Below are 20,429 nucleotides of genomic sequence, written 5' to 3' on the forward strand. Positions count from 1 at the left end.
CGATTCGAAATACAAAATCGTCGGAACCCCCCGATATTCTTTCAAGAAATTGGATTTCGAATTTTAGAAAAAGTAGGAACTCACACATTTTGTCCAAAAGCGCGTTTGTTCTTCGAGGACGATTTTGAAAGAAAAATCAACGGTTCCAGAAACATTCTCGAAGATAGAAAAAGTAGGAACTCACACTTTTACAAAATCGTATAGGTCGGATTGACGCGTTTTAAGTCGGAACTCCCATTTTCGAAAGATTGAATCATATTCGAAAGCCGAGATTCTTCTAAAAGTAGGAACTCACACAAATATTATAAATTCGATACAAAGCTGAAAACTTTTTCCGACAAATGAACGCCCCGAGAAAAAAAGATTGCATTGGTCTCGATCAATTCTTTTGAAACGATCGAGAAAGTAAAAATCTTCTTTCAAAAAATGGAAACAAGTTCTTCGTAAAGAGTCGAACGATTGAGCTTGAGCGGAGATTGGCGGGGCCAAACGGAAACGAGAGAATCCCTTTTTTGGAAATCTCCCGCTTAGGAATTTAGGGACCGAAGAATGAAAAAAGAAAACGAAAAAATCAACCGCCCGGACGATCGTTTTCATCGGTAAGTCTTCGAATTTCATTTCTCTTTCTCGGTTTGAACTTATACTGTTCCATCTGATCCAAATTAAAAACAACCCATTTGCGATTGGGAACATTTTTCACCGTCTGGAACTGAACGGATCCGTTATCCGAAATCTCCGTTCCATCCGAAACGTTCGTAAGATAAATCTGTCTGATATCGGTCCAAAGAGCAAAATCCATACCGATGTTCTTGTCGATGATTTCCCTTTTGATCTTCCCAAAGACGAGATTCACCTTTGTCTTCTCACCCCAGATGAGTGCCGTGGTCAATTCTTCCGTTGAGATCACGGATTGAATGTCATCGTATTTCGTAATCAAAACAAGAATCTTGTTCTCCGGAAGAGATTTCATCACGTGTGGAAGATCTCTTGCAATGATTTCCAATTCTCCATCGGAAAAGACATGATCTGTAAAAAAACCGAGAGAGGACTTTTTAACGTATTTGAGATTTCCTAAAAGGTCCTTCCACTGCTCGGGTTTGAGATCTACGGGATGAGAAAACGGACCCGGAGGAACGAACTCGTCAAACTGCTCGACCTTGGAAGGGGAAATTTTGAAATACGCGACCTCTTCCGAGTTATAGATTAGGTTTTGACTTTTGGACCAGAAAAAGATTCCTCTTTCGTGAACCCAAGAGCATTGAACGAGGAGAAGAATGATAAGAACAGAGAAAGATTTGAATATTAGTTTCATTTAGAATTTTGATCCACAAACTCCTGGAAAATCGGATACTTGTTTAGAAACTCGTCGTTCGTATAAAGGTTCACAATTTTGTCCAGGCCCGATAGTCGAAACACCGAGTTTAGGGATTTATTGAGTCCGAATATGTTGACGGTGCCGTTTTTTTCTCGGATTTGATTCCGTACTTTGATGATGATGCCAATTCCGGAAGAATCTATGAATTTAACCTTTCCGAGGAAAAAACTGATGATTTCAGGACTTCCGCTTTTTACCGATTCTTCAAATTCGTAGTAGAAATCCCTCGAATTATCCATCAGAATATCTTCAAGAACGCTAAGAACGATGTGGTTCTCTCGAATCTCGCTGCGGATGATCATCAGATCGAAAAAACACCCGGAAGAAAGGTCTGTCAAGAAGTAAAATGAACCAGTATCTTTCTTGATTTATTTCTCAGAACTGCAAATTTGAACTGAGACGCGGGATTGCAAAGGTTGCATTATGGCTGAGTTTGATAAAACAAAACGCTCCATCGGAGTGAACAATCTGGATGATAAGGCCAGAAAAGAAATGTTCGATAAATTCCAGTCCGCTGGCGGCAAGGTCGTCAACGAAAAGGATAAAAAGAAAGAAGAAGCCGCGCGTAAACCGAGTCAGCCGAATGTTCGTCAAGGCCAGAGAAGTCAGGCAGGCGGAAGAGATTCTTCTTCTCGTCCGGGAGGAGGCTCAGCAGGGAGATCCGGATCTTCGAACGTTTCCGGAGGAAAGGGTGGTTCGGTATCGAGAGGACCCGCTCCGAGAGATCGTAAAGCTCTCGAAGACGAAATGGGAAACTTTATCAATCGTTTCTCCGTACGAATCAAATGTTGGTTAGGAAGAGTTACGGGATTTTCCTCTTCGGAACTTCTACCTTCCTTCTTATCCGAATTCAATCTTTCCGGAAAAAAAGCCATCCTAGAAATGAACTTTGTGGGGAACGATATTTTAGGAAACCCGGCCTATGCGGGAAAGATTGCGAAGGAACTCGACGCACAAAATCCGATCTACATAGAACTCATAGGGAGAATGCACAAACTTTATGACAACGCGGAAGTCAATCAAGTCATAGAACCGCATAACGCGGCTCCCGATCTTCCGGTGGGAATTTCCCGTGTCAGAGATCCGATTTATTCTATCTTTAGAAAATTATACTATGTTTATCCGTTTCAGGGAAGTTACGTAAAGGCGATTAACCTCGGTTATGCGGCCCTCGAAAAATTGGAAGGAAAACCTTCGAGCATCTACAACACAAAGAAGAAGAGGGCGTTGCAGGAATTCGATTATCTCTACGGAACCTTGTTTGAAAAACTCTATCTTGTCGTTCTTCGAAACGAAAATAAGAATATTCCACTCTTGAGTAATACGATGGAAGCCGTCATCGGAGTTTTGCCTGAGGAAAAACCGGGACAGAGACAACAAGGAGAAGAATTGGATGAGATCTCGGGAGGTGCGGCCCCCGAAGAAGAAGTTGTCGAAGAGGAAAAGAAGGAAGAAGTCAATCCGGAAGATTCTCTAAGCAAGGAATTAAAATACGGTCTGAAGCTAATGCGTATGCTTCCTCTCGATCAACTCAGAAGAAAACACGATCCGAAGGGAGAATACGAACTGATTCCCGCGGCGGACAAGGCCTTTCTAACATGGTTGTTTTTCAAGGAGTTCGACGCGGAATATTCCTTTGTGATGACGACGAAGAAGATCGAAATCAAACCTACGATCGTAAACGGGGCGAAAGTGGACTACCGAGAAAAGATGGTGGACCATTATGAAACCTCAAGAGCCTCCATCGAACAATTTCGAATCTACGATCAATATTATAAAGAACTAAAGAATCATCTAAAGAATCCGGGCGCGAACTACATAGAAGCGTCCAAAAAAACCAGCGCGCTGGAGACAAAAAGAAGTCAGCAATCCAGAAACGTAAGAGTCACCGTGAAGGAATTCGTGGAAAAGACCGGAGAAATTTTGGAAAAGCTGATCGCGGATATGAAATCGAAAAAAGAGATCGTCACGAACATGGACGAGCTGATGACCTTCGACCTCATGGAATCCAAGAGAAGACTCAATAAAAAGCCGATCAAACAGTGTATTATGGAATCCTATTGTTATGCGATCGCTCTCGCAGGAAGACTTGAGAACGGGGATCTTTTCGGCGGAGTTACCGAACTTTCCGCGGAAGAGATGGAAAAAGAATTCGGAATCAAGACGGAACAACCTACCGGAGAATCGGATCTTGGAATCTCCGGAGGCGGCGCTCAAGGAGAAGTCGGTTCTTCCGAGAACCTGGATGCGGATTCGCTCGGTGTGGATCCTTCCATCTTAGGGGATTAAATCAGGAAGGTATCGATTATTGGCATCCGCAAAAGTAACACTTTTTCAAAAACATCTCAATCAACCCATCACAAACGAACAAAAGTCGAAACTTGCGAAGGAGAAGTCGGACTTTCTCCTTCTTCCGGAATACTTTCCGTTTTATAACTCATCCTCCACTCCGGAAGGATCTTCGGAAAAAGCAAAAGCGCTGACGGACGAGTTATTGCAAATTTCAGAATATTATAAAGGTGTAATTATCGGAGGTTCCATTTTTAGAAAGGACGACTCTGGGAAGATGAAACTTTCGGTCCCGATCATCCAGAGTGTTGTGGTGGTGGATTGGTACGAAAAACACGAACTTCTTCCCGTGGAAAAACCTGCTTTAACGGGCGAATCCGAAACCATTTTTATCATGAGCGGCTTTCGATTCGGAATCGTTACAGGAAAGGAAATCGAAAACCCGAAACGTCTGGAAGAACTAAGATCTCAAAACGTAAATCTTCTTTTTCATATCGACTCCGTTTTGGAAGCGGATTCTACTCACGCTCAAGATTTGGAACGTTATGCGAAACTTTCCGCTCAATCCGGAATTTTTATCGCGAGGGTCAGCGGAGTCGGGTCCGCTTTAGGTCGTGTTGGAGTCGGCAGAAGTCTTCTTTCGACTGCTTCCGGAGTCAACTGGAAGGTCGCCGAATCGGAGAAAGACAAGGAAGTGATCAAAACCGTGACGATCAATGGGGTCAACGGACTGTTCTAAAAAAAAAGGAAGAATCCGATTCCTCTTTTCGTAAAGGGAGGAAGCCGGCATCCCTTTACTTGTCGTGATAAATAAATTTGTCGGCAAGATTGCATTTTTCAAACTACATTCTCATGATCACTTTTGTCAAAAATAGGACATGAATCCGGACGACTCGATCCAATGATTTTATTTTACTCTGATCATGATTTGGTCTTCGGTTCTTAACGTTTCCTTCTGCCTTAGAATTTGTCCCAAAACGCAAAGCCTTACCGGAAATTGGGATGAGTTGCATTGGAATTGTCTCGAGAAGAAGGGTGTGTCGGAGTTCCTACGCGGAACTTTTTTCTTGCAAAATTAGAATTTTGTGATATAGCAAAGTCACCCGAGGTTTTTCCCGCCACCGCTCCCCTCCACCCGAAATTTGGGTGGGGCGCGCGACTTTCACGGAGGATCGTCGTAGATCCGACAGAGTGTTCTTGAGAATGCAGAAAGGTTTTGGATGACTTTTTGCCAAAACCTGTTAGGACGATGAAAGGGAGGCGCTAAGTTGAGTTCACGGGATGGAGGAGCACAAATCAAAATGGAACCACAAGACAATGGTTCGAAAGTTCCGGAATCGTAAAAAAGAATCCGTAACGCTCGCGTTTATACCGGCTTAAGGAAATTATTTAGCAGGGAATGATTCCAATTTTGGAACAGTTTTTTTCATCCTTTTGTAAGAATTCAGTTACATTAAAAAAGATCGCTTGTTGTTAAAAAGAATCGACTGGGTTTGGAGATCCCGATGATATTTTTCCGAAAAAGAACTTGAAATTGGATTTCTATTTCATTCGTAATAGAATTTCGGAAAATTTGTATCTCTTTCGGTGCAGACGCGCAATTGTTGATCGAAATCGTTTCCGATTCTAAGATTCAGAATATTATTCTAACAAACTTAACCGGTAATACACTCTATGCAGATCTCCTACGAATTGACTTTGGAAGATATAGTAAACTTCAATGAATATCATTTTCGACATTCCAAGGTTTCAAAAAAGAAAAGAATGATCGCAAAACTCATCATTCCCATTTGGTCCTCGTTCGTCTTTTTGGCGTTAAACTATACGAACCTAGACGAAATTTCCTTTCTCTTCAATATTCCAATATTCTTATTTGCAATCGCCTGGTTTTTTCTTTTTGACCGGCTCTATTTTTGGCGACTCCGAAACAATGTCGATAAAATGCTTCGCGAGAAAGAAAACAAAGGAATGATCGGAAAACAAAAAATCACTTTATCCAATGATCAGCTTCTCTTTGAAACGTCATTTACTTCCGCACAGTTTAAGCCGGGTTCGATCAGTGAAGTGATCGAAACAAGGGATTACTTCTTTTTATACGTATCCTCACTGAACGCCTTGATTGTTCCGCAAAGTTCCATACAGGCTTCAGAGAAGAAGGAATTTCTGGAAAAACTTCAGAGTTTTGTGATTTAGATTCATCTTCTTCTTTTTCCTAATGTCCTTAGCCGGAAGCTGGGAGGAATTGCAATGAGAATCGTCTTAAGAAGAAGGGTTTGTCGGAGTTCCTACGCGGAACTTTTTTCTTGCAAAATTAGAATTTTGTGATATAGCAAAGTCATCCGAGGTTTTTCCCGCCACCGCTCCCCTCCACCCGAAATTTGGGCGGGGCGCGCGACTTTCACGGAGGACCGTCGTAGATCCGACAGGATCTTCCGCCATCCAGAGAACTTTTGGGTAGGAATGCACGTCCTTTGAAAAGGCGCTTTTTCGATACGTTCTCAATAAACTTCTCTCTCGACGGAGTTGCGCTTGGAAGAGAAACTAAACTTCAATCTTTCCGGAGTTAAGGAAACGGGGTCGGCTTTTTCTTTTTAGGGAATCGAAACTTTTGTTTCGAATTCAAGTCCGTTAGACGAATTCGGAAAGTGAATCTTCCGCGATCGGGTGCTCACAGCAAATTGTGATCCTTCATCGAACTGTAAAACGTCTGGATCGTGACTTTTAAAATTGCGGCCATCGGAACGGCGATCAACATTCCCACAAGACCGAGGGCCGCCCCACCGACGGTCACCGCGCCGACGACTACGATCGGATGTAAAGAAACGGAGCCTGAAATTACAACCGGCTGAATGATAAAGTTGTCTATGATCTGCGCGATCAAAACGACGATCAGAATAGAAGTCATCAGTTCCGTAGAGGAGCTTCCTCCGATGACAAGAGAGAAGAATAACGGTGGAATCGCACCCATGATCGGACCGAGGTACGGCACCGAATTCGCGACCCCCAAGAATAATCCGAAAATGTAAAAGTAAGGAAGCCCGATGATATAAAAGCCCGTGGTCGAAACGACACAGATGATTGCACTCTGAATCATAAGGCTTTTGAGATAGTTCGTCATCTGTTCGTTGATCTTATAGGTGACCATCAATGCCATTTCGAAATAACGATTCGGAATCAGAGAAATCAGATTCTTATACATCCCATTTCCGTTTAGCAAAAATAAGAATGCGAATAGGGGAGTGATGATCATATAACCGATCAAAGTCGGAAAATAAGAAACGAGACTTTTCACCTGCTCGTGCATGAGTTCGGCGATTTTTTTGATGAGTTCATCCGGTCTTAAGGTCTCGTTCCAACTCGCAGGGAATTCGTTGAACTGAAGATTTACGGTTACGGTCAGATACTTGAACTTCGCGTCGTCCAGATCTTGTTTCCAATTTTTAAGAATCGGATTGAGGGTGGAAACGATCGGAGGCGCGACGGAGTTAATGAAGATATAGATCGGAATGCTGATCGCAATCATAAGAATCGCGATCGAAAGAATTCTCGGAATCCCGATACTTTCCAGATTGTTGATCGTTCCGTTGAACGCATAAAAAATCAAAAGCGCCATTACGATCGGGACCGCAAGGAGCTGAAGTCCCCACAAGGAGACTATGATCGTAAACGCGACGATCAGAAAAAAAACGATTCGAATGAAATACTCGGAGAGTTCTCTTCTTTCCGGATCACGCATTCTTTTGTTTTCCTCGAAAGTAGGCTTTTTCGAGAAGTCCGTTCGTTCTATGAAGTCGTTCCACGATTACCGTGGAAAGGCTCATGAGAATTTCGATTCCGATTCTCGGTTTTGTTTCTATGATTTCTTTTAAGTCCGGTTGAAAAAATCCGAGCAACGTCGTATGTTCCATCGCAATCGCGCTCGCGGTTCTTCTTTCTTCCGTAAAGAGCGAAAGTTCTCCGAAGAACGCGTGTTGGTCGAGATGTGCGAGATCAAGTTCGATTCCGTCTCGAACGGAACGGATTACAACCGAACCTTCGTAGACGAGATAAAATCCCGCTCCGACTTCTCCTTGCCTGAAGACGGTTTCCCCTTCTTGGTATTCTCGGACGTGCACCATTCTCGCGATCTCAATCAGGGTTCTTTTTTTCATTCTTCCAAAGACGCTCGTCTCCCGAAGAAAATGTATGATTTCCTTATTGTTCGCTTCCTTTCGGCTGAATATTTTTCTCCAGATGGGCAGGTCCAAGGCTTTCAAAGAATTATTTCTCCTCTTCGAGTTTCATCGTTAGGATAAGAATCGTAAGTCCTATCGTGACACAGGAGTCTGCCACGTTGAATGCCGGCCAACGGGAGAAGAGTAAAAAGTCCGGCCAGTCGAAATCTAAGAAGTCCACAACTCCGATGTATTCTCCCGCGTTGGGTTGAAAACCGATTCTAAAACCGGTTCCCGGAATTTTTACGAAGAATTTATCGAGGAAGTTTCCGAAGGCTCCGGCCATCACGAGGTTCCAACCCCAAGGATTTCCGAGATCGAAATTCTTCCATCTGTAACCGATCAAAAAGACGATCGCAACTCCGGTCGCAACCAAGGATGGAATCGCGTTGTCCTGGAAGGCGCCGAAAACAAAACCGGTATTGAACGTAAGAGTCATTCGGAAGAAGTCACCGAGAACTTCCACGTAACGATGCGGTTGATAGTAAAGAATCACGAGAAACTTCGTAAGAAGATCCAAGACGACGCCGATAAAGATGACGCCCAGATAGAGAGGACGATAGACGTCTAAAAATCGTTTTTCAAAATATTTCACAAGGGGTTTCCTTTCTTTTTAAGTTTATTCTTCCAGAATGAATAGATGAGTACAAGTCCGAAAAACGCGGAGGTTCCGAAAAATCCCCAGCTCTGTGTTTCCAATCCTTTTTCGAGATAATAATTTCCGAAATGAATTCCTGCAATCAAGAATCCGGAATAAAGAATCTGATGCCCCAGGATATACATCTTTCGGGTGTGGCGTTCCACTTCCCGAAGCTGAATTCCTTGTTTTCCCCGGTTGATGTTCTGGAGGACTTTATAAAATTCTCCGGGAATGGAAAGTGTGTTTCCTAAAAGATTCTTATCTTCGTTTAACAAAAGGGACTCCAGTCCGCCTTCTTTGCCGGTGGCGACTGTCCGGAACGGTTTTTCACCGTAGTCTAAAACGGTTCGATACGGATCCAGGATCGCAGTGATCCCTACCAATAAACCCAATACCCTTTCCAGGAAAATGAAATTTTCAGGGATCTGAATCATTCTAAAAATTTCTTTCAGGCTGGAATTGATCTCCTTGAGAAAGAGAATGTCCTCTCTCGTATGAATCTGATCCAGAGAGAGATTTTTAAAATAATCCGTATCGGCGATAAATCTTCCTAATTTTTCCAAAGAATAACGGACGACTTCTTCGAGTTTGTCCCGATCCGCGTTTTCCGAAAGCGCGCCGATGTCCTCCAATCCGGAAACGACGCCGTAGTAGTCTTTGCTGATCGCAGAAAGAAAAATCTTCTTCAGAGCGAAGACCCCGTTCGCTCCCATTTCTCCGACCGCGCCGAAATCGATAAAGCAAAGTTTTTCATCCGGAGTGTAGATCAGATTTCCGGGATGAGGATCGGCGTGATAAAAACGATACTGAAAGATCATGAGGACATAGGCCCTCACAAGAAGTTCCATTGGTCTAGACTTTGCTTGTCCTTTGAGAACGGGAGTCGCGCGAGTGATCTTGACTCCTTCGATAAATTCCGTAACAAGAACACTCTTCCCTGAAAATTGACGGATGACTTTCGGAAACACGTAGTCCGGTTCTTCCGCAAAGAAGGTTCTCATTCGATCGTAAGAATCCGCTTCAAGTTGGAGATCGGTTTCCCGAGTTACCAGGTGACTGATTTCGTCGTGGACTTTTTTGTATTCGAAACGGAAGAGATAGCGGTTGATCCGTTTGAGAAAGGAGCGGATGTTTTTGAGATCATTCGCGATGAGGGCTTCGATTCCCGGATAGAGAACTTTGACTGCGACCTTTTGTCCTCCGATCGAAGCGACGTGAACTTGCGCGGTCGATGCGCTCGCTTCCGGAACGTTTCGAATATCGGGAAAGACCTTTGTGATTTCTTTTCCGAATTCCTGACGAAACCGTTCTTCGATTTCGGAAAAAGGATGGGGAGGAACTCTGTCTTGCAAGTCTTGAAGAGATTCCGTAAAAGAATCCGGAAAGATATGGGAGAGGTTTCCGAGGTATTGACCGAGTTTGATATAAACCCCGCCCATGGATAAGAAGAAATTCCGACTGTCCGTTCCTAAACTCCGGAAATATTTTTCCTGAACGGCTTCGTTTCGATAAGAAGGAAAGAAGATTCTTCCTAATTTAAAAAACCAGAATATAGACCAGATCTTTTTCCAAACAAAGGTGCTGGCATTCCAGAATCTCCAGGCGCTACTATGCCTTTTGTAGGATTGTGTTTCCTGAGGTTCGGCTGTTCCGGTTGTGGAAGAAACGAGCATGGACAAAAATTCTAAACCTCTAGGATTCTTTTTTCGGCTTTCTTCCGAATCGTATCCAAGATGGAAAGAATCCGAAGATTCTCCTCCATATCTCCCGTGATCTGAGAAGGTTTTCCTTTGAGATGGAGGAAAAGAGCTTCGTAGAGATTGAGAAACGGATTCGAGCCTGCGGAAGATTTTTCGGAAATTGAAACCGGAGTCAAACTATTAAATCCTTTGTATTTTCGTGAAGGTTTGGATTTCCAAAATCGGACCTCGTCGTTCCCGACGAGAAATCGCGCGGATTCCGTTTGGATGTCCAACTCAAACTGAAAGTATTTCCGCATTCCACCTGCCTCTAAGAATACGGTTTCTCCCTTTGGATACGTGAGGAGGGCCACCGCTTGTTCTTCGACAGGAGAATGGGGATAGGACCGAAGGACGGAATGGATGCGTTCCGGGATTCCGAGATACCAAGTGAGGAGATCGACGGCGTGAGTTCCGTCATGAAAGAGGGGGCCGGTTTGATCGAGGATCGCCCTTCCAGGATTTCGTGCGGAAGTGAGAACGGAAGCTCGGATCGTCCGGACCGGGCCGAAGGTTTCTTCTTGAATCCATTTGCGAACTCGTTTGTAGAGTGGATGATAACGCCGCTCGTGATTGACACGGAGATCCGTCCCTGTTTCTTTACAGAGTCTTGCGAGTTTTTTTGCGAGAGGAAGAGAATGACAGACCGGTTTTTCCACAAGCAAATGTCGGAATCCAAAACGGATCGCTGTTCTTGCAAGTTCAAAGTGTGTGTCGGAAGGGGTTGCGATCACGACGAGACAATTTCCGAGATCGATGTCTTTTTTTGGAAGGTGTGAATTCCTACTTTTTGGTTCCGAATCTGGATGAAAGGAAAGAAGGGGTGTCTTTGTCTTGGATGAGGTTCCGACCTTACCGGTCGCTTGGGAAGTAGTTCTTTCTTTTGAAGCGTTAGAAGTAGGAGCTCCATTCTTTTTCAAAATTGGGGAAGAAGAAGCCATTTCGTTTTCCGAAACCTTGGAGCGCATCCGAAAGTTTTTTGGATTTGATTCGGAATGATTGGCCTTTGCGGACTTTGAAGTCGGATCTCCTGTTTTGAAAGGTGAATTCTCCGCATTTTCTTTTGTTTCGGAGGAAAAGAACGCAAACCATTCTCTGAAGTCGGAGAAACATTTGTTTTCTTGAATATTCCAATCTTTGCAAAATTCTTTCCGTCGTTCTTCCGACGGATCGATCGCTCCCAGAAGAACGAATTTCTTTTTCCCCCAAGAAGAAAAGATCGATCCCGCGTGCGTGCACGGATGATTTCGGAGAGGATCCTTTTCGAGAAGAGACGCGATTCTTCCAAGGCCGATGAGTAGGACGGGAATCATGATGGGCAAAGCATTTCGGGGTTCCGACTTGGAATCAAGAGATATTTTGTTTGGATAAGTGGATAGAAGAGGGAGTTCCTACTTTTTTCGGGGAGAGTGTTTTGTCTCGGGCTAGAAAAAAGAAACTTCGGTTGCTTCCTTTTTTTCTCAAACCGGTTCGATGAGTAAAAGTAGGAACTCCTTTGTTTTACAATTGAATGCGATAGTTTCGATTCCTTTTTATAGAAGAAAATAGCAAAGATCTTAATCGCCTTGGATCAAAGAATTTTGGTAAATAGGAGATTTTCTTTTTTCGAAAGTTAGTCTCTCTTGGCTTCAATCAGTCTTGACGGGGATAAAACTAATATTGATTATGCGAATTGTCTTTTAATAGGACGAACAAGGAATTTTTATGTTGCGAATCGCTTTTTTACTATTTTTCTCAACAACGTTTCAATTTTGTAATTCGGATACAAACAACTATTTGGATTTTCTTTTCTCCTCGACGAAAGATAAGAATGGGATTTCGATTGCGGATCATATTCGAAGCGCACAGAGTGTTTCTCCGTCAAACGCCCCTATACCGATTTATCAATATGAATATCGAGATATGTACGGGAGTCAGATTTTATATTACTCTCAAAGCGCAAATACTCCGACGGCTTGGACTTCAGATGGGGTAGTTTTTTATGCTTTCTCAAATCCCCGGACCGGAACCGTTCCTGTCTATCAATACTATGCGGTTGATCCGGGTGGTTACTACCGATTTATGTATTCGTCCAATTTGTATTGCGCAGTAGGAACAAGTTGCGGTTGGTACAATAGTGGAGTTGCGTTTTATGCTTTTCCAAATCCTCGATCCTATACGCGACCGGTGTATGCCTATGTCGTGGATTCGCCTCAGCAAAGATTTTTTTATTCCCCCAAGGCCTTTGTTGGGGTTGGTGGTAATTGGCTCGGTTGGACCAATGGTGGAACCGCTTTTTACGTACCGCAAATTCCTTATAAAGAGCATACCTCTACTTCGGAGATAGAAGGCTATAGTTCGACAACTTCCGTGTCGCCTGGTGAGACGATTCGGTTTTATCTGAATGATCCGACTGCTTTTGGAACTCCGACAGTGTTTGGAGCTACCAATCCATTGAAGTTCTATAAAGTGGGGGTTAACGATCCAGTCGGTACCGAAAATAATGTGTTAGTCGATTCTCAAGATGTGGATTCCTGTGCGCCGTCATCGGGGTGTTCTTGGACAGCTACAATTTCAAAGACAATACCAGCAACGGGTTGGCCTTCCGGTCTCTATTATTTAGAAATTAGTGATTCGCAAAGGATTTACTTTGTCGTTAAGTCAAGTCAACCTGCGGTAGTGAGTAATATTCTTATGATAATTCCTTTTTCAACTTGGCAAGCATACAATACTTGGGGTGGAACGAGCACTTACCCTGATCCAAGTAAAAATATTCTAATTTCACCGACTGCGTCTTTCAATAGACCCACTACCGGCAGCCCAAGTAGGCATATTGATTTTATTTCATCTATGTTAAGTAAAAAAGATATAAATAATCAATTTCCCTATAGTAATATCGAATTTGCAAGCGACGTCGATTTACATGCCGATCCAAATTTATTGAATTCATACCAATTGGTAATTTTTGTCGGCCAAAACGAGTATATCTCGAAACAGATGCGTTTGAATTTAGATTATTATATTAGAAACGGGGGAAACATGGCTGTATTCGGGGGGAATACATCCTGGTTTCAAATCCGTTTGAATCCTGACGCAGTAGGAAATCCGAATAGGCTTCTCATTTGTTACAAAACTACAGAAAATATAAATGTATCCTTAGATCCTTTTCCCGATCCCTTACTGAAAACTTTCAATTGGTATCAAAGAAGCTTATATTATCCTGAAAATCAAACTTTCGGTTTGAGTTTTCGGTATGGAACGCAATCCGGACCTCATGAAACTTGGACAACAGAAAATGCTAGAGAATTTGAAATCAAGCAAGCAAATCATTGGGTTTTTCGTTCCAACGATCCCAACCTCATTGTCCAAGACTTTCAGAAGTTTGGTTTATTTTTTAAGAGTGACGGTCAATTGGATGATAAGGGGCTTACTGCTCCCGGATCGACGGAAGGAGACAGTCTTCTATTCAAATGTGAAGGAGGTTGTTTAGTATCAAGTGGGGAGGATACGCATAACAAAAAAATGTTTGCGACCGGCAAAGATTTATCTCCAATTAGCTTTCAGATCCTTGCTTATTTGGATGCGCGCAATAGTGTAAATTATGAACGGTCAGGTCATAGTTCGCCCACAGATGATCACACTGGAATCGTTATGGGTGTTTTTGAAAATAATGGAATGGTCTTCAATGGGGGTTTATACGACTGGCAAAACGGCTTAGTTCACGAAAAAAATGGAAATCCAAATATAGTGAGCAATATCGTTTGGAACGTTATCGAAAAACTAAAGCAGCCGAAAGCTGCAGTTCAAAAAGCGACCACCGCCGTTTATCAATACTCCGATAAAAATTGGAACGCTTATCAAAGTTTATATTATAGTCGAATTCCTTTTTTGCCGCAGAGTTTTTATCGAAATGGATTAATAATTGAATATGACTACGATGGTTTTGCTTTTTACGCGTATGATCGACTCTTACCCGGGACTGTGCCAATTTATCAATACCAAGTTCAAGATTCGGACGGAGGACAAAGATTTATGTATTCGCCGAATCAATTTTGTGCTACTGGGTCCAGTTGTCTTGGTTGGTATAATAACGGACCGTCCTTTTATGCTTACCTAAGTCAGCAGCCTGGAACCATTCCAGTATATTCGTATTCCGTTGATAGTCCGGTTCAAAGATTTTTATATATGCCAAATCAATTATGCGCAATCGGAACGGATTGTTTAGGCTGGCATAATAACGGGCCTGCGTTTTATGTTCCTGATTCAAAGTAGAATCGACGTCTATTCATCTTTTCTGAATTGAAGAAATCTTTTGATCGCTGGGGAGCCGTTGTTCTCAGCGATTCTTGCTGACCTTTGACTTTTCATATTTCTGAAAAGGAGAATCGAATAGTTCTATCAATTGGAAAATATATTAAAAAATCGGAATGTCTTTTGCAACCTTGCCCTTGATTGCCCGCGCGATTTTTTTGTCCCGATCCACCGAGATGGAATTATATTCTATCGGAATTATAACTTTTCCTTTTCTATCGATGAGGCCGTATTTACCGCCTTCTATTGAAGAATGCTCTTCCATCTTTATCGATTTGCAACCGAGACAAACGACGGCAAAATTTTCTTCAAAAGGAAATGCAAAATCGTATTTTGCTTCGATGACCTTCCTGCATCCAACGTCGAAAAAGCCGATTTTTTTATTTTCCGTAAAACGTGCCAAGCCTTCCACGAAAGGATCGGGCCCATTGTCGTATTGAAACGGATTCAATAGGATCCGATTTCCGGAATCTATACAACTCCATCCCATTTTTCCAAAAACGAGCGCGACTCCTTTTTCATTAAAATCATATACGAAAAAATAATCCGGCGCGATGATAATCTCGCCGTCCTGATTCTTAAATCCGAAGTGATCTCCTTCCTCGAATGCACTGAGCGATTGTTTTTTACAACCCGATGAAAGAAGAATCAAGGTGGTGAAGAGAATTGACAGTTTAGAAAATCCATTCAAAAAGAATCTTTTAGAAATCGATTGTGATTGATGCATCGTGGACTAATATTCCTTATGTTTGAATTTCGAAGTCAGCATGTAAAGAGGATTCTGTTGCAGTTGAATTATACGATTTTATTTTTTTAACATCGCATAAATCCCAGGATCACTCGGTAACCTTTGCAAGGAGTCACCGATGTTTACGAAGTTTTATTCTTTGAGGTATCTATTTTATCTAAAAGAATCCTTTCAAACTTGAATTTACAATCCTCTCCATTCAACCCTAAAGTGACCGGCCTTTCGAAAAAAATCTTATGCTTTTCCTGTTTGATTCCTCGAGACCAAGAAATCATATCCCATTTGCAAACGATTGTCATCAATTCGGGATAGGCGTTTTCTTTGAAGAACTCGTTGTACATACATTCGTTCACATGGACGTGATAGGAATCGAATCCGTCTTTGATTCTGCTAAAGCGAAACGTATTCCCGAAAAAATTTGTTTCCTGTTGTTTTGAAGCGGTCACGATAAAATTGAATGGGTCTTTGGATTTATCCAGAGCGGTTTCGATAAATTTTGAGATTCCCTCGGCATTCATATTCGAGAAAATAATTTCCTCAGTAAGGCCGATAGCGTCCGCATTCTTCATACCTTTCTCTAAGCATGCTTTATAAATGGAAAGAATGATAGAACACCAGGAAACATGATATTCGGATTGAATGTCTCTGATGAAAACTCGATTGGTTTTTCTTAATCTATTGTATTCCTCTCGAATCTTTTTGATTTCGATGGAACTGAATTTTGAAGTCTTTTGGATCGTTTTCCAGATCGTGATGTTTTGCAGTAATTCATACCAAAAATTCTTGGAAACGATTCTTTTGAATTTGAACATGTAAGGCCCCGTTCGGATTTGTTGGATTGATTCTAACAAAGGGGGAAGCTTTCGTATTGGATAAATCGGACATGCGAGATTTATAATATTTCGGGGAGACCCCGGAAAATTTCAAGAAGTCTCTGATCATGTGAGACTGATCAAAAAAGCCGCTTTCCGCGCTGATCGAGGAAAGGTCAAACTTGCGGGAAAATTGTTGAATCATCCTTTTGCATTTTTCAAATCTGAGGATGTTTAAGAATTTCTTCGGTGAAAATCCAGTAAGATCCAAGATGAGTCGTTGTGTTTGCCTATTGGAATATCCCAAGGCATCGCTCAATTCTTCAACCGAGCTGAAAGAATCGTCGCCTTCTCTTAAAATTATTTTTAGGAAAGAATCTACTGGAGTTTCGTTGCCTATTATTTTTTCGATTGTTCGAATTTTGAAAATGAGATTTTTTTCTTTTTGAACCACGTTTAGAATCTGTTCTTTTGCCGGGCTTTGCGGGAGATCGTGAAAAGAGAAAACTTTGTTTGAAATCTCTTTTGGAGAAATTCCAAAGTTTGCATGTAGGGAACCGACCGGAAGTTTTACGGCGAATGATTGTGGATCTATGTCCGTGAGGTGAACAAAGGTAGGTTGATCCGTTTGTCCGATGAATAGAATTTCATTTCCAAAAAACTTAATATAAGAGTTCAAGGAGCCGGTATGAGTCGTTTTTATGAATTCATTTTCATATTCCGGATTGAGAATGAAAGAAATGATTTGCAAGAAATTTGAATCCGTCATCATTTGCCGATTTTCTCTAAAACTGATTCTCTGCTTATAGTCCGCTTCAAAAGCAAAAGCAAGAAAATTTCAGATTCCATTTTTTAAAACCATAAGTCTCGTGCAATACGCGAAGTTCGTCTAAAAGCGTGCAAGTTCGTTCTATGACGAGCCATCGGTGCAATGAAACGATTTCGCAACTCCGACTTCTCGAGGTTTGCGTTCGCAAGTTCTTTTGCGTGACACGGAGGCTACAGGGTTCGAGTGAGCCTTAGCGAATTTGTCGCATAAGGAAGTGACAAAGCAATTATGTGCAGAGTCCATTCGAGAACTAAGAATCAATCTCGATGCCTGGCGAGATGCCGCAGTTACACGACGTTGCTATTTTAATCAGTTATACATCGAGTCTAATGAATATAATCGTTATTTTGAAATAAATCAGTATTTTTAAGATAAGAATAAATGCGAATTATTTTTCATTCTCAATATATGGTCCACCAGTCTCACCCCAGCCCCATTTAGGCATTTCCTCGTTTTTATCTATCGGATTTTCCAGTAGGTTTGAATTAACAACAGCTAATCTAGTTCCCCATTCTATATACCCTATAAAAGCGGAGCGGAATTCTGGATCACTTTTGAGTCCAATTTCATCAGCGGTCAATAAGAGTAAATGAACCCAACGTTGTCTCATTTCTTCAGTTAACATTTTGCCAATATGTTTTCCGATCATCCGAAAATGGGATCCCTTATCCTCGGAGGTGTACAGCTTATCTCCTCCGAAAACTTCTGCAACGAAATGAGCTACGTGTTTAATATGCTCCGAAGACATATTTTGGAATACTCTCTGTAGTAGTTCATCTTTAATTACTTTTTCATAGAATTTGCCAAACAAATTCTCAAAAGTTTCCATATCTCCAGCCCATTCATACAATGTTGGTATTTTTTTCATACTATCTCCATTCGACAAAATATTAAAGAACGAGGTCGTCTAACGAAAGAGGCTTATCGACGTTCGCATCTTCGAAATGAGTCCGAGAGGGAGCCGAGAGTGATGAACGATATGAGAAATCGAAATAAGGCGACGTTCAATCTCTTACAAATCATTTTAAATTATCATAGAAATAAATTAGAATACTTACCCAACCTATATAACCCAATGTAAATTTTACTGAAGTTAGGGAGCTTTTGAGATGATTTCCGTGACATTGCTTTGAATTAAGAAAAACCGTTCGAAGTCCTCTATAAAAAATCCAATTTAACATTGAAGTAAGAAAAATTAAAGTAACCCACACAAATGAAATAAAATACAAACTGGCAATAATAATAAAAGCCGAGAAAAACAGCCAGGCGACGATACTAAAAATAATGCTCAATGGTCCTAAGTCAAGATCTGGAATTTCAATATTAGAAATATTTATTCCACTCATATCTAAATCGATTAACTTGTATTTTACATCGATTGATTCTTCTAACCATTTGTAGCCGTGATATAATCCATAGTAAATGAATAGAAAAAAGATAGTACTTATTGTAATGCATATTTCTTTTAAATGATTAATTAGAGGTTTATTACCTAAGTAAAAAGAGAGCCCTATGACGAGTAATACGAAAATAGACGAAATGAAGAAAATAATTTTTGCATTCCAATAGTTACGTATTTCTGTAAGCTTCCCGTTCATATCTAGATTTTAGACTATCTGTTAGCCGAAGGTTCACGCGTTAATATCTCTTTGGGTTGATGGATTTGCTTTTTTAATTTTCTTCCTGATCCGCCGAGGCTACATGCGTAAATCATTTCTCCAATATACACAAGTTCATTGGATTTGTTGATACGAAATTCTAAAGTTTTATCTTTGATTTCAGGGCAACAACGTTCATCTTCTTTTTCTAAATTTACAAAAATAAATGCTGAATTTCTTAACCACTTTATTTTTGGATAAGCCATATCATGACAAAAATTTAATGTAAGAATGCCTCTATTTCCATGAAATAATTCCACCTGTCCATAAATGCTATTATCATTTCCGTAGACACCAGAATAGATACCTGAAATATCAAGCATTTCTGGGATAATTTCTTCTGATAAATAAGGAGAGAATACATACCCTCGATAATTATCAAATTCTGCCCGTAACCAGACACCTTCCACATTTTCAATCTTAAGTGTTTTGTCATTAAATTCAATGATTTGGATTTTTGAGTTTAATGGCAAGGAGGCTAGTTTCCTAGAGTTGAGATCTGGTTCTTCTCTCAAAATTAAGCCATTCTTGGTTGCGACAAATCGATATTCTGGCTTTTCGCAATTTATTTGAAAAATAAGGAATAGAATTAAATAAAATATTTTCATTACTTTAATTAAATAATTTTAAACTCCTTTTCCATAGAAATATTTAGTAAACTTTCGCATAACGACATAGGTTTCTCGACGTTTGCGGTCCTGGAGCGCTAGACGCTCGGAGGAATTGGAACGAGGTTCGAGAGGCATTCGTCGCGTCTCGTGAACCGAGTTGCAAAACAAATGTGCCGAAGGCCAAGCGAGGGTTACGAAGCAATCCCGGAGCTCCACGAGAGGGCACAGGTATTTTCCTGTATATAACAGAATATATTTGCTTAATGAATTCATCCGATATTTTATAACTTGTAAGTCATTACATATCTTCTTTTCCCCGCTTTTTTTATATAGTTAAATCCCAATTTTTCAAAGGTTTTAACAAAACCCATATAACGATAACTTGGAGAATCAGGATTCACAGGATAGGCTTCCATATATTTGGCTCCTTTTTTTTTAGCGTAGTTCATTGCTTCTTCTATGAGCAAATTTAATAGACCTTTATCTCTAAATTCTTTTTCGATATAGAAGCAAGCGATTGACCATACATTTTCTAAACTTTCATCGCCACCAAGCCTTTGAAATGTTTCTCTAGGAGCAACAGAACACCATGCTATTGCTTCAGTATTTGAGTAAGCTAATAAGCCAATGGGAATGTTTGAAAAAATACGTTCCCTAATATATTCTTTCCTGCATTTAGCGTTGTTGCATTTTAGTTCTTCTTTCGTCATACGCCAAGCCATACACCAACAATTATTTAATAATCCTCTCGACTCAAATAAAACTTCAAAATCATCCCAATTGGACTTAGTAACAGGTTTTATTTTAATTTGTTCAGACAGTTTATTTTCAGTCATGATTTCCTCTTAGATACCATTGTTCTCATCCGAATTCTATGAATTAGGCGACGTGGTTACAGCAATTCGACTCGTTCCATATAGAAGAGTTACTACTTGGTATGGTTTGAGTTTCAGCCCAATAGGTGAGCCAGAATTATTACGGTTTTCAAGAATTAGATTACCAACCCTGATAACAGGAACTCCATTACCAAGTTCACGAAGACCATGGATATCAAAGGAAGGATCGATAGATTGACCATGGTCAAAAAACTCTCGGATTTGCCGTTTTTCAGTAATCTCTTGACAACCCATATCTAATACTGCAATCGCTGGTTAGTTAAAATATCGGTAAGCCTTTTAATATTACCTTCTCTTAATAATCGAGCGGTAACCGAGGAAATGTCGT

General features: G+C 41.0%; 17 protein-coding genes and 2 pseudogenes. 4 read left to right on the forward strand and 15 right to left on the reverse strand.

All coding sequences use genetic code 11. The annotated features are described in order from the left end of the window. Positions 1 to 571 precede the first annotated feature (571 nt). Both DLM75_RS23075 and DLM75_RS23080 read right to left on the reverse strand, forming a co-directional pair. Positions 572 to 1,312, reverse strand: coding sequence for an LA_1326/LA_4305 family lipoprotein (locus DLM75_RS23075; RefSeq protein WP_118970869.1), 741 nt, complete (start codon positions 1,310 to 1,312; stop codon positions 572 to 574). Next, complete coding sequence (locus tag DLM75_RS23080) at positions 1,309 to 1,677, reverse strand: STAS domain-containing protein (RefSeq protein WP_118970870.1); 369 nt, start codon at positions 1,675 to 1,677, stop codon at positions 1,309 to 1,311. Before DLM75_RS23080 ends, DLM75_RS23075 begins: the two co-directional genes overlap by 4 nt. Before the next feature lie 121 nt (positions 1,678 to 1,798). Here DLM75_RS23080 and DLM75_RS23085 point away from each other — a divergent pair, with 121 nt between their 5' ends. Next, positions 1,799 to 3,664 carry a hypothetical protein gene (locus DLM75_RS23085; protein WP_118970871.1) on the forward strand — a complete coding sequence of 622 codons (1,866 nt, stop codon included), beginning with the start codon at positions 1,799 to 1,801 and terminating at the stop codon, positions 3,662 to 3,664. 19 nt (positions 3,665 to 3,683) lie between these two features. Continuing rightward, positions 3,684 to 4,403: a carbon-nitrogen hydrolase family protein gene (locus tag DLM75_RS23090; RefSeq protein WP_118970872.1), complete on the forward strand. Its 720-nt coding sequence runs from the start codon at positions 3,684 to 3,686 to the stop codon at positions 4,401 to 4,403. A gap of 103 nt (positions 4,404 to 4,506) precedes the next feature. Here DLM75_RS23090 and DLM75_RS24350 read toward each other — a convergent pair whose 3' ends face one another. After that, positions 4,507 to 4,677 (reverse strand): hypothetical protein, encoded by a 171-nt coding sequence (locus tag DLM75_RS24350; RefSeq protein WP_158586514.1) that lies wholly within the window; start codon positions 4,675 to 4,677, stop codon positions 4,507 to 4,509. Between the two features lie 661 nt (positions 4,678 to 5,338). On the opposite strand from DLM75_RS24350, the gene DLM75_RS23095 reads away from it, so the two are divergent. Further along, positions 5,339 to 5,857, forward strand: a complete 519-nt coding sequence (locus tag DLM75_RS23095; protein WP_118970873.1) for a YcxB family protein — start codon at positions 5,339 to 5,341, stop codon at positions 5,855 to 5,857. A gap of 475 nt (positions 5,858 to 6,332) precedes the next feature. Here the strand turns inward: DLM75_RS23095 and DLM75_RS23105 are convergent, their stop codons facing one another. The 6 genes and pseudogenes from DLM75_RS23105 to DLM75_RS25095 form a co-directional block, all read right to left on the reverse strand. Then, positions 6,333 to 7,400, reverse strand: coding sequence for an AI-2E family transporter (locus DLM75_RS23105; RefSeq protein WP_118970875.1), 1,068 nt, complete (start codon positions 7,398 to 7,400; stop codon positions 6,333 to 6,335). Continuing rightward, positions 7,393 to 7,920 (reverse strand): cyclic nucleotide-binding domain-containing protein, encoded by a 528-nt coding sequence (locus DLM75_RS23110; protein WP_118970876.1) that lies wholly within the window; start codon positions 7,918 to 7,920, stop codon positions 7,393 to 7,395. Before DLM75_RS23110 ends, DLM75_RS23105 begins: the two co-directional genes overlap by 8 nt. 4 nt (positions 7,921 to 7,924) lie before the next feature. Continuing rightward, positions 7,925 to 8,473, reverse strand: a complete 549-nt coding sequence (locus DLM75_RS23115) for a lipoprotein signal peptidase (RefSeq protein WP_118970877.1) — start codon at positions 8,471 to 8,473, stop codon at positions 7,925 to 7,927. Next, positions 8,470 to 10,191 (reverse strand): ABC1 kinase family protein, encoded by a 1,722-nt coding sequence (locus DLM75_RS23120; RefSeq protein ID WP_118970878.1) that lies wholly within the window; start codon positions 10,189 to 10,191, stop codon positions 8,470 to 8,472. Before DLM75_RS23120 ends, DLM75_RS23115 begins: the two co-directional genes overlap by 4 nt. Before the next feature lie 11 nt (positions 10,192 to 10,202). Then, positions 10,203 to 11,027: pseudogene (locus DLM75_RS25090) on the reverse strand (Gfo/Idh/MocA family protein); the annotation flags it as partial. 296 nt (positions 11,028 to 11,323) lie between these two features. Next, a pseudogene (locus DLM75_RS25095) lies at positions 11,324 to 11,570 on the reverse strand (hypothetical protein); the annotation flags it as partial. Between the two features lie 391 nt (positions 11,571 to 11,961). Here DLM75_RS25095 and DLM75_RS23130 point away from each other — a divergent pair. Then, the gene (locus DLM75_RS23130) at positions 11,962 to 14,508 is read left to right on the forward strand and encodes a N,N-dimethylformamidase beta subunit family domain-containing protein (protein ID WP_118970880.1); all 2,547 of its coding nucleotides are present in this window, start codon (positions 11,962 to 11,964) and stop codon (positions 14,506 to 14,508) included. A gap of 142 nt (positions 14,509 to 14,650) precedes the next feature. Here DLM75_RS23130 and DLM75_RS23135 read toward each other — a convergent pair whose 3' ends face one another. The 6 genes from DLM75_RS23135 to DLM75_RS23165 form a co-directional block, all read right to left on the reverse strand. Then, a complete protein-coding gene (locus DLM75_RS23135) occupies positions 14,651 to 15,274 on the reverse strand; it encodes a WG repeat-containing protein (RefSeq protein WP_118970881.1) in 624 nt (207 codons plus the stop codon). A 143-nt stretch (positions 15,275 to 15,417) separates the two neighbouring features. Beyond that, positions 15,418 to 16,107, reverse strand: coding sequence for an L-2-amino-thiazoline-4-carboxylic acid hydrolase (locus tag DLM75_RS23140; RefSeq protein WP_118970882.1), 690 nt, complete (start codon positions 16,105 to 16,107; stop codon positions 15,418 to 15,420). Further along, the gene (locus DLM75_RS23145) at positions 16,064 to 16,858 is read right to left on the reverse strand and encodes a helix-turn-helix domain-containing protein (RefSeq protein WP_158586515.1); all 795 of its coding nucleotides are present in this window, start codon (positions 16,856 to 16,858) and stop codon (positions 16,064 to 16,066) included. The genes DLM75_RS23140 and DLM75_RS23145 overlap by 44 nt, the downstream gene beginning before the upstream one ends. A 466-nt stretch (positions 16,859 to 17,324) precedes the next feature. Continuing rightward, positions 17,325 to 17,804, reverse strand: a complete 480-nt coding sequence (locus DLM75_RS23150; protein ID WP_118970884.1) for a group II truncated hemoglobin — start codon at positions 17,802 to 17,804, stop codon at positions 17,325 to 17,327. Positions 17,805 to 18,548: 744 nt separating this feature from the next. Beyond that, positions 18,549 to 19,202, reverse strand: coding sequence for an SH3 domain-containing protein (locus DLM75_RS23160; protein WP_118970886.1), 654 nt, complete (start codon positions 19,200 to 19,202; stop codon positions 18,549 to 18,551). A gap of 284 nt (positions 19,203 to 19,486) precedes the next feature. Beyond that, complete coding sequence (locus DLM75_RS23165) at positions 19,487 to 20,041, reverse strand: GNAT family N-acetyltransferase (RefSeq protein WP_118970887.1); 555 nt, start codon at positions 20,039 to 20,041, stop codon at positions 19,487 to 19,489. Positions 20,042 to 20,429: the final 388 nt, after the last annotated feature.

This window comes from Leptospira stimsonii (genome assembly GCF_003545885.1).
Taxonomy (GTDB): Bacteria; Spirochaetota; Leptospiria; order Leptospirales; family Leptospiraceae; genus Leptospira; species Leptospira stimsonii.

Bases quoted from the DNA above. Each gene is read 5' to 3' on its own strand.
- DLM75_RS23075 (WP_118970869.1), bottom strand. From the start codon at position 1,312: ATGAAACTAATATTCAAATCTTTCTCTGTTCTTATCATTCTTCTCCTC.
- DLM75_RS23080 (WP_118970870.1), bottom strand. From the start codon at position 1,677: ATGATCATCCGCAGCGAGATTCGAGAGAACCACATCGTTCTTAGCGTT.
- DLM75_RS23085 (WP_118970871.1), top strand. From the start codon at position 1,799: ATGGCTGAGTTTGATAAAACAAAACGCTCCATCGGAGTGAACAATCTG.
- DLM75_RS24350 (WP_158586514.1), bottom strand. From the start codon at position 4,677: ATGCAACTCATCCCAATTTCCGGTAAGGCTTTGCGTTTTGGGACAAAT.
- DLM75_RS23095 (WP_118970873.1), top strand. From the start codon at position 5,339: ATGCAGATCTCCTACGAATTGACTTTGGAAGATATAGTAAACTTCAAT.
- DLM75_RS23105 (WP_118970875.1), bottom strand. From the start codon at position 7,400: ATGCGTGATCCGGAAAGAAGAGAACTCTCCGAGTATTTCATTCGAATC.
- DLM75_RS23120 (WP_118970878.1), bottom strand. From the start codon at position 10,191: ATGCTCGTTTCTTCCACAACCGGAACAGCCGAACCTCAGGAAACACAA.
- DLM75_RS23130 (WP_118970880.1), top strand. From the start codon at position 11,962: ATGTTGCGAATCGCTTTTTTACTATTTTTCTCAACAACGTTTCAATTT.
- DLM75_RS23135 (WP_118970881.1), bottom strand. From the start codon at position 15,274: ATGCATCAATCACAATCGATTTCTAAAAGATTCTTTTTGAATGGATTT.
- DLM75_RS23140 (WP_118970882.1), bottom strand. From the start codon at position 16,107: ATGTTCAAATTCAAAAGAATCGTTTCCAAGAATTTTTGGTATGAATTA.
- DLM75_RS23150 (WP_118970884.1), bottom strand. From the start codon at position 17,804: ATGAAAAAAATACCAACATTGTATGAATGGGCTGGAGATATGGAAACT.
- DLM75_RS23160 (WP_118970886.1), bottom strand. From the start codon at position 19,202: ATGAAAATATTTTATTTAATTCTATTCCTTATTTTTCAAATAAATTGC.
- DLM75_RS23165 (WP_118970887.1), bottom strand. From the start codon at position 20,041: ATGACTGAAAATAAACTGTCTGAACAAATTAAAATAAAACCTGTTACT.